This window comes from Pseudomonas syringae (assembly GCF_001698815.1).
GTDB classification, from domain to species: domain Bacteria; phylum Pseudomonadota; class Gammaproteobacteria; order Pseudomonadales; family Pseudomonadaceae; genus Aquipseudomonas; species Aquipseudomonas syringae_A.
In genome coordinates this window covers 53,363-64,412 of sequence record NZ_LGSI01000013.1, presented here as the reverse complement: position 1 = coordinate 64,412, position 11,050 = coordinate 53,363, and the positions used below count along the sequence as shown (strand labels likewise).

Annotated in this window: 11 protein-coding genes; 5 read left to right on the top strand and 6 right to left on the bottom strand. The window is 59.9% G+C overall.

What is annotated here, in order from left to right; genetic code table 11:
* Positions 1-217: 217 nt before the first annotated feature.
* Complete coding sequence (locus tag AFK24_RS03535; RefSeq protein WP_020293305.1) at positions 218-685, bottom strand: Lrp/AsnC family transcriptional regulator; 468 nt, start codon at positions 683-685, stop codon at positions 218-220.
* A 139-nt stretch (positions 686-824) separates the two neighbouring features.
* Here AFK24_RS03535 and AFK24_RS03530 point away from each other — a divergent pair, with 139 nt between their 5' ends.
* The 5 genes from AFK24_RS03530 (at position 825) to AFK24_RS03510 (ending at position 5,157) form a co-directional block, all read left to right on the top strand.
* Positions 825-1,172: a hypothetical protein gene (locus AFK24_RS03530; RefSeq protein WP_065831921.1), complete on the top strand. Its 348-nt coding sequence runs from the start codon at positions 825-827 to the stop codon at positions 1,170-1,172.
* A gap of 109 nt (positions 1,173-1,281) precedes the next feature.
* Positions 1,282-3,066 (top strand): GspE/PulE family protein, encoded by a 1,785-nt coding sequence (locus AFK24_RS03525; RefSeq protein ID WP_065831920.1) that lies wholly within the window; start codon positions 1,282-1,284, stop codon positions 3,064-3,066.
* Between the two features lie 209 nt (positions 3,067-3,275).
* Positions 3,276-4,196, top strand: coding sequence for an SPFH domain-containing protein (locus AFK24_RS03520; protein ID WP_065831919.1), 921 nt, complete (start codon positions 3,276-3,278; stop codon positions 4,194-4,196).
* Positions 4,197-4,205: 9 nt separating this feature from the next.
* On the top strand, positions 4,206-4,652 hold the full coding sequence (locus AFK24_RS03515) for an NfeD family protein (RefSeq protein WP_065831918.1): 447 nt from the start codon (positions 4,206-4,208) through the stop codon (positions 4,650-4,652).
* 181 nt (positions 4,653-4,833) lie between these two features.
* On the top strand, positions 4,834-5,157 hold the full coding sequence (locus AFK24_RS03510) for a DUF2388 domain-containing protein (protein ID WP_065831917.1): 324 nt from the start codon (positions 4,834-4,836) through the stop codon (positions 5,155-5,157).
* A gap of 61 nt (positions 5,158-5,218) precedes the next feature.
* Here the strand turns inward: AFK24_RS03510 and gcvH are convergent, their stop codons facing one another.
* From gcvH to AFK24_RS03485, 5 genes are all read right to left on the bottom strand, one after another.
* A complete protein-coding gene (gcvH, locus tag AFK24_RS03505) occupies positions 5,219-5,602 on the bottom strand; it encodes a glycine cleavage system protein GcvH (RefSeq protein ID WP_065831916.1) in 384 nt (127 codons plus the stop codon).
* A 45-nt stretch (positions 5,603-5,647) separates the two neighbouring features.
* On the bottom strand, positions 5,648-6,730 hold the full coding sequence (gene gcvT, locus AFK24_RS03500; RefSeq protein ID WP_065831915.1) for a glycine cleavage system aminomethyltransferase GcvT: 1,083 nt from the start codon (positions 6,728-6,730) through the stop codon (positions 5,648-5,650).
* Between the two features lie 154 nt (positions 6,731-6,884).
* Entirely contained in the window at positions 6,885-8,501 is a 1,617-nt protein-coding gene (locus tag AFK24_RS03495; protein ID WP_065831914.1) for an ABC transporter permease, read from the bottom strand.
* 124 nt (positions 8,502-8,625) lie between these two features.
* Positions 8,626-9,627, bottom strand: coding sequence for an extracellular solute-binding protein (locus AFK24_RS03490; RefSeq protein WP_065831913.1), 1,002 nt, complete (start codon positions 9,625-9,627; stop codon positions 8,626-8,628).
* Positions 9,628-9,811: 184 nt separating this feature from the next.
* Entirely contained in the window at positions 9,812-11,032 is a 1,221-nt protein-coding gene (locus tag AFK24_RS03485) for a 2-octaprenyl-3-methyl-6-methoxy-1,4-benzoquinol hydroxylase (RefSeq protein ID WP_065831912.1), read from the bottom strand.
* Positions 11,033-11,050 lie beyond the last annotated feature (18 nt).

The window sequence follows — 11,050 nt, the reverse complement described above, 5'->3', positions numbered from 1 at the left end:
GGGACAAGTCCCCTCCTACCGATTGAGTTCACCTCTCAACCCATCGGCAAACTTGTCGTGGATGTGAATGGCCCAAATCAATCTTTACACCAAACCCCTGTTGGAGGGGACTCGTCCCCGAAGGCAGTCCATCAGGCAACGGTAATTTCAAAATACCGCGTTGTTCGACCTATCGCGTTTCGGGGACAAGTCCTCTCCTACCGATTGAGTTCTCTTCTCAACCCATCGGCAAACTTGTCGTGGATTTGATTTCCGACAGGGCCACGGTGGAATTCACTTCCTGTATGCCCGGCACCAGCGAGAGTTTTTCAAAGAAGAAGCGCTCGTACGCCTCGATATCCGGCGTGACGATACGCAGCAGAAAGTCCACCGAGCCCATCAGCACGTAGCACTCCAGCACTTCCGGAAAGCCGCGAATGGCATCGGTGAACTCAGTGAAGTTCGAACGGCCGTGAGCGTTGAGTTTGACCTCGGCAAAAATCTGCGTATTCAGGCCGATTTTCTTGCGATCCAGCAGTGTCACTTGCCGACGAATCACGCCTTCATCCTTGAGGCGCTGGATCCGCCGCCAGCACGGCGACTGCGACAATCCGACCTGCTCGGCGATTTGCGCGCTCGACAGCGAGGCGTCCTCTTGCAGCAGCGCGAGTATCTTGCGGTCGTAGGCGTCCAGCTCGGTTTGCATAACAATTTCTCGATGTAGGGTGTTGGCGCATTAACAATTCGAAAATAGCGCAATTCAATCGATCATAGGTCAGATATTTCCCCTGCTGCATGCAAGAATTTCCCACATCGATTTCATGCCGCTAACCGCAGAGGCCCGCATGCCCACTCTCGAAGCCGTTTCCACCTCGCAGCACCGCACCGACGCCTGGTCGGCCAGCAACGCGCAGTGCTGCGTGCGCTACCAGATCCTGGTCGAAGCCGAACCCGATTCGCTGTGCCGATTGCTCAACCTGTTCGCCATGCAGTACCTGATCCCGCAACAGGTCAGCGTGTTGCGTCAGGACGACTTGCTGATGGTCGATGTGCAGATCGACCAGCTGACCTGGCACCGGGCGCAGGTCATCGGTGAAAAAATGCGCAGCCTGATCAGCGTCTGCTCGGTTGAAGTTGAGCAGGTAGCGCAAGCGCACATGACGGCTTCGCCGGTTTCTCTGGCGGCGGGTTGAGCCGCGCGGAAAATTTTCGCAACTGTTAAACAGACAGCGAACGCAACAACTGGCACGCTTGGGACTACTCTGGCTTCTCGTATGAGCTGAATCGTCCAAAGGAATCCGCATGTCAGTCCTCGCCTCATCAAACCAGGACCGCTGGCTGGATCTGAATGATCTGCTGCGCGATCTGGTCGTTCAGGGCTTCATTGATCAGAGCAGCGCCGAAGATGCGTTGACCCTGCGGCGCACTGCCGCGAACATCCAGTTGCATCCGCTAGAGTTCATCGCTGCCCAGCAGCTTGATGACCTCAAGCGTCCGGGTCGCAAACTGGATCTGGAGACCCTGACGGCCTGGCTCGCGCAGCAAAGCGGGCAGCCATATATGCGCATCGATCCGCTGAAGATCAACGTCGCGGCGGTGACGCCGTTGATGTCTTATGCATTCGCCCAGCGCCACAAGATTCTCGCCGTGGCGGTGGACCGTGATTCGGTGACCATCGCCAGTGCGCAGCCTTATGTGAATGGCTGGGAAGCCGATCTGGCGCATGTCTTGAAGCTGCCGATCAAGCGCGTGGTCGCCAACCCCGTGGATATCCAGCGTGTGGCCGTGGAATTTTTCCGCCTGGCCAAGTCGGTGAGCGGCGCCACGGCAGTCGATCAAAAAATCAGCAACATGGGCAATTTTGAACAGCTGCTCAAACTGGGCGCCAGCGATCAGGAACCAGACGCCAACGACGCGCATATCGTCAATATCGTCGACTGGCTGTTTCAGTACGCGTTTCAGCAGCGCGCCAGCGACATTCATATCGAGCCGCGTCGCGAGCAGGGCACAGTGCGCTTTCGCATCGACGGCGTGCTGCACAACGTCTATCAATTTCCCGCGCAAGTCACCATGGCCATCGTCAGTCGCCTGAAAAGCCTGGGCCGGATGAACGTTGCCGAGAAACGCAAACCTCAGGACGGCCGGGTCAAGACCACTACGCCCGAAGGCGGCGAAGTAGAGCTGCGGCTGTCGACGCTGCCCACGGCGTTTGGCGAGAAGATGGTCATGCGGATCTTCGACCCGGAAGTGCTGCTCAAGGATTTCGATCAGCTAGGATTTTCCAGCGACGACCTGCGCCGCTGGGAAGGCATGACCCGCCAGCCCAACGGCATCATTCTGGTGACCGGCCCGACCGGTTCGGGCAAGACAACCACGCTGTACACCACTCTGAAAAAGCTGGCGACCGAAGAGGTCAACCTGTGCACCATCGAAGACCCCATCGAGATGGTCGAGCCGGCTTTCAATCAGATGCAGGTGCAGCACAACATTGACCTGACGTTCGCCAGCGGCGTGCGCGCCTTGATGCGGCAAGATCCGGATATCATCATGATCGGCGAAATTCGCGACCTGGAGACCGCCGAAATGGCGATTCAGGCGGCGTTGACCGGTCACTTGGTGCTTTCCACCCTGCACACCAACGACGCGCCCAGCGCCATCAGCCGGATGCTGGAACTGGGCGTGCCGCATTATCTGCTCAAGGCGACGATTCTGGGTGTCATGGCCCAGCGTCTGGTGCGCACCTTGTGCCCGCACTGCAAGGCGCCGATTGCGCTGGACGAAACCGATTGGCAAACCCTCACGCGCCCGTGGCAGGCGCCCGTGCCAACCGGCGCTCACCGCGCCGTGGGTTGCGTGGAATGTCGCGATACCGGTTATCGCGGCCGCGCGGGGGTGTACGAAATCATGTTGATGTCGGATAACGTGCGGGCGCTGATCAGCGCCGACCTGGACCTTACGGCGATGCGTCGCCAGGCGTTCAAGGAAGGCATGCGTAGCCTGCGTCTGTCCGGCGCGCAAAAAGTCTCGGCCGGGCTGACTACGCTTGAAGAAGTGCTGCGCGTGACACCGCAGAGTGAGCAGCGGTGAGTTCATATTCGTGGATGTTCGGAGAACCCGTTGGCGCGAGCGGGGGCGTTCCGACTTGCCCGCGAATCGGCCGTAGGAGCGACCGTAGGAGCGACCGTAGGAGCGACTTCAGTCGCGAAGCTTGAATTGCCCTCCCGGCTAAAGCCGGTCCTACAGCAAGGCTCGCTCCAACAAGAATTACTTAATCATCGCTAAAACAGGGAAAAGTTATGCAAATCGGTACTGTAGTCCTGCTGTTTGTCGGCCTGGCGATTGCCATTGTCTTCATGGGGTTCAAGGTTGTGCCGCAAGGCTATCAATGGACCGTGGAGCGCTTCGGCCGTTATACCAACACGCTCAAACCGGGCCTGAATATCATCGTGCCAGTGATGGATCGCATCGGGCGCAAGATCAACGTCATGGAAAGCGTGCTGGATATCCCGCCCCAGGAAGTCATCACCGCCGACAACGCCACGGTGCAGATCGACGCGGTGTGTTTCTTCCAGGTGGTCAATACCGCGCAGGCCGCTTATGAGGTGAACAACCTCGAACACGCCATCCGCAATCTGTTGCAGACCAACATTCGTACCGTGCTCGGCTCCATGGAGCTGGATGCGATGCTCAGCCAGCGCGACAACATCAATGAAAAGCTGCTGCGCACCGTCGATGAAGCTACGGCGCCCTGGGGCATCAAGATCACGCGGATCGAAATCAAGGACATCAGCCCGCCCGCCGACCTGATGGCGGCGATGTCCGGGCAAATGAAAGCCGAGCGGATCAAGCGTGCGCAGATCCTTGAAGCCGAAGGCCTGCGCGCCGCCGCGATTCTGACTGCCGAAGGCAAGAAGCAGGCGCAGATTCTCGAAGCCGAAGGGGGTCGTCAGGCCGCGTTTCTGGAGTCCGAGGCGCGTGAGCGTCAAGCCGAAGCCGAAGCACGGGCCACGCAAGTGGTGTCCGACGCCATCGCGGGCGGCAACGTGCAGGCCATCAACTACTTCGTCGCGCAGAAGTACATTGATGCGCTGGGCAAACTCGCGTCGGCCAACAACAGCAAGGTCATCCTCATGCCACTCGAAGCCAGTCAGGTGATCGGCGCGGTCGGCGGTATCGGCGAGATCGTAAAAGCCACTTTCGACGGCAAGAAGACCTGAGGCGCGACCATGTGGGAATTCCTGCAAAACCTGTCGTTCTGGGATTGGCTGGGGCTTGGCACGGTGCTGTTGATTCTGGAGGTGTTCGGCGCGGGCGGTTATCTGCTGTGGATCGGCGTCGCCGCTGCGGCCGTCGGCATCCTGACTTTCGTGTTTCCACACATGCCATGGACCGTGCAGTTCCTGCTGTTCGCCCTGCTTTCAGTGCTCACGGCGGTGTATTGGTGGCGGCGGCAACGCAGCGTATTCCGACCTTCCGATCAGCCTGGCTTGAACATGCGCGGCCAGGCGCTGATCGGCCGAACGTTCATGGTGCACGACGCAATCATCGACGGACGCGGCAAGATCAAGGTCGGTGATGGCGTATGGATCGTGACCGGCCCGGACACGGCGGTGGGCAGTCAGGTGCGGGTGATTGGTCAGGATGGGGCGATTTTGCGGGTTGAGGTGATATAACTTGACGCTGTAGGAGCCAACTTGTTGGCGAGGCATTGGACCTGCGTAAACGGGATTGCCGCCTCGCGAACAAGTTCGCTCCTACGGGATCAACGGTGTTCCGCAGACCGCTCAACGGAACTACCACCTCACTTCACCTATCCAACGGTCTCAGAACATCCATAGTTGGAGTATCCCCACCATGCGTCTCAAGCTTGCTGTCGCCACGTTCGCTTTGCTTTCTCTCCCGGTTGGTTCAGCAATGGCTGACGCGGGGTTCTGGCGTGATGTGATTTCCTCGGGCGCCACCACCGGTTCTACTTATCTGACGTTCAAGGATCACAAGCTGATCATCGCCGCTCAAGATGACGCCGGCAGCTTTGTCGCCAGCGAAGGCGGCATTCGCGGCCCGTTCCTGGAAGCAGCAATTCAACAGGCGCGTATCGATAATCCAGGCCTGAAAGCAACCGACATGGATCTCGCCAACGCGATCCTGGCGAAAAACCTGGTTGCCGATAACCAGTAATCGCAGATGCAATAAAAAATGCCGCTCAGTGAGCGGCATTTTTTATGAGTCAACTTCTGGCTTATTCGCCAATGGCTGCCTTGTAACCAGCAGCGTCCAGCAATTTGGCCAGATCAGCGTCGCCAGCGCTTGGCTTGACCTTGAAGATCCAGGACTCGTACGGCGTGTTGTTCAGCTCTTCTGGTGATCCACCCAGAGCTTCGTTGACTTCAACCACTTCGCCAGCCACTGGCGAATAGATGTCCGAGGCGGCTTTGACCGACTCGACAACACCAGCGGCGTCACCAGCAGCGAATACCTTGCCGATTTCCGGCAGTTCAACAAACACCACATCACCCAGCGCTTCCTGAGCGTGATCGGAAATGCCGACCACAATCAGATCACCTTCTTTTTTTGCCCATTCGTGGCTTTCAGCAAAACGCAGATCGGCGGGAATATTGCTCATTTAGTCATCCTCTACATCGAGTCAGCGGAAAACCCGCCAGGAAATTTAGATCAGGGTTTTGCCATGACGCACGAACGCAGGCTTGACCACGCGAACCGGATACCACTTGCCGCGGATTTCCACTTCGGCTCGGTCAGCAGTCGCTATCGGAACACGCGCCAAGGCAATCGACTTGCTTAGCGTAGGAGAGAAACTACCACTGGTGATCTCTCCTTCGCCAATTTCTGCGATACGCACGACTTGATGAGCGCGCAAAACGCCGCGTTCTTCCAGCACCAGGCCCACGAGTTTCGACGCGATACCCGCATCGCGCTCGGCCTCCAGCGCCGCGCGGCCGATGAACTGACGCGCGGCGGGCTCCCAGGCGATGGTCCAGGCCATGTTGGAGACCAGCGGCGAGACGTTCTCGTCGATGTCCTGCCCGTACAGGTTCATCCCGGCCTCAAGCCGCAACGTGTCGCGTGCGCCGAGGCCGATAGGCGAAATGCCAGCGCCGACCAGATCATTGAAAAAACTCGGCGCCTGCACGGCAGGCAGAATGATTTCCAGACCGTCTTCGCCAGTGTAGCCAGTGCGGGCAATGAACCAGTCTCCTTCCTGCCGGCCTTCGAACGGCTTGAGTTGGCGAATCAGCTCGGCGCGGGCGTTGGGCACCAGCTCGGCGATTTTGCTGCGGGCGTGCGGGCCCTGGATGGCCAGCAGGGCCAGTTCAGGACGCGCGCTCAGCTGGACGTCGAAGTCGTTCAAATGAGCCTGCATCCAGGCCAGATCCTTGCCACCGGTGGCGGCGTTGACCACCAGGCGATAACCGCTGTCGGTGAGGTAGACGATCATGTCGTCGATCACTTGGCCATCGTTATTGAGCATCGCGCTGTACAAGGCGCGGCCAGGACTCTGCAGCCGGGCCACGTCGTTGGCGAGCAGGTATTGCAGCCAGAGCTGCGCCTGGCTACCGGCGACATCGATCACGTGCATGTGCGAAACATCGAACACACCACAGTCGCGGCGCACTTGATGGTGTTCCTCGACTTGCGATCCGTAATGCAGAGGCATGTCCCAACCACCAAAATCGACCATTTTCGCGCCGAGGGCGAGATGCAGGTCAAAGAGCGGCGTACGCTGTCCCATGGGTTTCTCCTTCCGGGCGTGGCGAAGATGCGGGCAGGCAGGACGCTGGCATGCCCCCATAATTCGGGGGTTTAAAGCAAATCACAGCATGCGAACAGTCCGACAGACCGCACCGATTGCGGCGCATTGTAGCCGCATGAAGGTAGACCCGCACCTACCCTGGTTGACGGGCTGAGCGTCGGATCAAACCGATGACTGGCAACAGCCCCACCAGCACCAGCGTCAGCGCCGGTAATGCCGCCCGGGCCCATTCACCTTCGCTGGTCATCTCGAAAATTCGGACTGCCAGGGTGTCCCATCCGAATGGACGCATCAGCAAGGTTGCAGGCATCTCTTTGAGTACATCCACGAACACCAGCAATGCTGCGCTCAAAGCACCCGGCACCAGCAACGGCAGGTAAACCTTGAAAAACAGGCGCGGCCCGCTAACGCCGAGGCTGCGTGCCGCTTCAGGCAGGGACGGACGAATGCGCGCCAGACTGTTTTCCAGCGGCCCGTAGGCCACGGCAATGAAGCGCACCAGATACGCCAGCAGCAACGCCGCCAGACTGCCAAGCAGCAACGGCTTGCCCGCGCCGCCGAACCAGCTGGAAAGCGGGATGACCAACTCGCGATCCAGATAACTGAACGCCAGCATGATCGACACAGCCAATACCGAACCGGGCAACGCATAGCCCAGATTGGCCAGACTCACACCAGAGCGAATCGCGCGGGTCGGTGCCAGTCGACGGGCAAAGGCCAGGATCAGCGCGACGCTGACCGTAATCAGCGCCGCCATGCCGCCCAGATACAGCGTGTGCACGATGAGTCCGGTATAGCGCTCGTCCAGATCGAAACGCCCGCGCTGCCAGACCCAGACGATCAGTTGCAGCAACGGCACGGCGAAGGCGCAGGCAAAGACCAGCCCACACCAGAACGTAGCGGCAAACGCCTTGAATCCACGCAAGTGATACAGCGCCTTGACCCGAGGTCGCTCGTTGGTGGCCCGGCTCGCACCGCGTGCGCGTCGTTCGCCATACAGCACGAGCATGACGGCCAGTAACAACAGGCTGGCCAGCTGAGCAGCGCTGGAGAGGCTGAAGAAGCCATACCAGGTTTTGTAGATGGCCGTGGTGAAGGTATCGAAGTTGAACACCGCCACGGCACCGAAGTCGGCCAGGGTTTCCATCAGCGCCAACGCGACACCCGCGCCAATCGCCGGACGCGCCATCGGCAAGGCCACGCGCCAGAAGGCTTGCAACGGGCTTTGGCCGAGAATCCGTGCGGCTTCCATCAAGCCTTTGCCCTGAGCGAGGAAGGCCGAGCGCGCCAGCAGATACACGTAAGGGTAGAAAACCAGCACCAGCACGATGATCACGCCGCCGGTGGAGCGCACCCGTGGCAGGCGCAGACCAGTGCCGAACCATTCGCGCAGCAGGCTTTGCACCGGCCCGGCGAAATCCAGCAGGCCGACAAAGACGAACGCCAGCACGTAGGCTGGAATCGCAAAAGGCAGCATCAGCGCCCAGTCCAGCCAGCGCCGACCGGGGAATTCACACAGGCTGGTCAGCCACGCCAGACTCACGCCCAACACGGTAACGCCCACGCCGACGCCAAGCACCAGCGTCAAGGTATTGCCCAGCAAACGGGTCATCTGGGTTTCCCACAGATGGGACCAGATCTGCTGATCGACGGTCTGCCACGACAACAGCAGCACGCTGAGCGGCAGCAGCACCAGAGCGGCGATGGCGAAGACCAGCGGGTACCAGCGGCGTTGGGCGGGATGGGCCAAGATGGGGCCTTAAAATAGTGGGCAACTGTGTGGAACCGTAGGAGCGGCTTTAGCCGCGAGACTGCTCTCCCGGCTAAAGCCGGTCCTACGGGCAGGCCTCGCTCCAACGAGATTTAGCTTTAAATCAATTCCAACCCACACGATCCATCATGCGAATCGCTTCAGCCTGACGCTTGCCAGCCACTTCCACTGGAATCGTGTCGGCCTTGAACGAGCCCCAGCTCGCGACTTCCGCAGACGGCGCGACTTTCGGGTTGGCCGGGAATTCCTGATTGGTGCCAGAGAAAATCGCCTGGGCTTCCGGGCCGGTCATCCACTCGACCATGGCTTTGGCGGCTTCGGCGTGCGGAGCGTACTTGGTCAGGCCGATCCCGGAAAGATTCACGTGCACGCCGCGATCCGACTGGTTCGGCCAGAACAGTTTCACGGCCAGCTTCGGATTGTCCTTGTGCAGACGACCGTAGTAGTAGCTGTTGACGATGCCGACGTCGCATTGGCCCGCATTGATCGCTTCGAGCACCGCGATGTCATCGGAGAACACATCGGTGGACAGGTTATTGACCCAGCCCTTGAGGATTTTCTCGGAGGCATCGGCGCCGTGGGTTTCGATCAGGGTGGCGGTCAGCGACTGGTTGTAGACCTTCTTGCCGGTGCGCAGGCACAGACGACCTTCCCAATCCTTGCCCGCCAGCGCTTCGTAGGTGGACAAGTCAGCCGGTTTAACCCGATCGGTCGAGTAGGCGATGGTCCGCGCGCGCAGGCTCAGGCCGGTCCAGCTGTGAGTCGAGGAGCGATATTGCGCAGGAATGTTGGCGTCGATCACCGGGGAGGTGAACGGTTGCAGAATGCCCATCTGCTCGGCTTGCCAGAGGTTGCCGGCGTCGACTGTCAGCAGCAGGTCGGCAGTGGCGTTCTCACCTTCGGCCTTGATCCGCTGCATCAGCGGGGCTTCCTTGTCGGTGATGAACTTGACCTTTACACCGGTCTTGGCGGTGTAGGCATCGAATACGGGTTTGATCAGCTCATCGATCCGTGATGAATACACCACTACCTCGTCGGCAGCTTGTGCGGCGCTGCCGAGCACTGTCAGTGTCAAAGCAGCCAGAATACGCTTGCTTGCCTGCATGGGAGTGTCTCGCGTTTGTAAAATGAGGCGAAATGGTAGTGAATCCCATTTGCTATCTCAATCGAACTCCCGATTCAGACGTTACCAGATGTTGCAGACGGCCGATGCTGATCTCGATCCGTAGGACCGGCTTTAGCCGGGAGAATGGCCTCCCGGCTAAAGCCGGTCCTACGGATGCCGTGATTCAAAGCTTGGCCAACTCAGGCAAATCCCCACTCAAGCCCAACGCCTGACGCACGAAGATGGCCTTGGCTTCCGGCAGTTGATTGACCACTTTCAGCCCCGTATTACGCAACCAGCGCAGCGGCAGCGGATCGGCCTGGAACAGACGTTCGAAGCCTTCCATCGCAGCCATCAGCGCCAGGTTGTGGGGCATGCGTCGACGTTCGAAGCGGCTCAATACGCGCACATCGGCCAGCCGCTCGCCGCGTTCGGCAGCATGCAGCAACACTTCGGCCAACACGGCAGCATCCAGGAAACCCAGGTTCACGCCTTGCCCGGCCAGCGGGTGAATGGTGTGCGCCGCATCGCCGATCAAGGCCAGCCCTTGCGCAACATAGCGCTTGGCATGACGTTGGCGCAGCGGCACGCACAAGCGCGGATCGGCGCGGATCACCGGGCCGAGTCGCCCTTCAAAGGCCTGTTCGAGTTCGCGGCAGAATGTTTCATCGTCCAGCGCCATCAAGCGCTCGCCTTCGCCCGGCGTCACTGACCAGACGATGGAGCACCAATGCTCGCCTTCACGCTCCAGCGGCAGGAAAGCCAACGGGCCATTGTCCGTGAAGCGCTGCCAGGCGGTTTTGCGATGAGAATCTGCGGTGCGCACGCTGGTGACGATAGCGTGATGCAGGTAATCCCATTCGCGGGTTTTGGTGCCAGTCAGGCGGCGTACGGCGGAGTTCGCCCCATCGGCGGCGACCACCAGCGGTGCGCGCAACAGGCGCCCGTCAGCCAGCGTCAGCAGCCAGTCATCACCGGAGCGGCGCATCTGTTCCAGTCGCGCATTGGCGAGCAGGCCGATATCGCTGTCGTGCAAGCGATCAAGCAACGCATCCTGAACCACGCGGTTCTCGACGATATGGCCCAGGACTTCGGCGTGAACGCTGGACGCGGAAAAATGAATCTGCCCCGTGCCGCTGCCGTCCCAGACCTGCATTTCGCCATAAGGACTGGCGCGGCGGCTGGCAATGCCATCCCAGGCGCCAAGGCGTTGCAGGATGCGCTGACTGGCTCCCGACAAAGCACTGACCCGAGGTTCGAACGCCAACTGCGGATCGAACGGTTTGACGTCCAGCGGTCCGCCGTCGAGCACGATGATATTCAGGCCGCTGCCCTGCAACGCCAGCGCCAGCGCGCTACCGACCATTCCGGCCCCGACAATCAGCAAATCTGCGCGCGTTTCCATGCTTTAAATCGTTCTCGC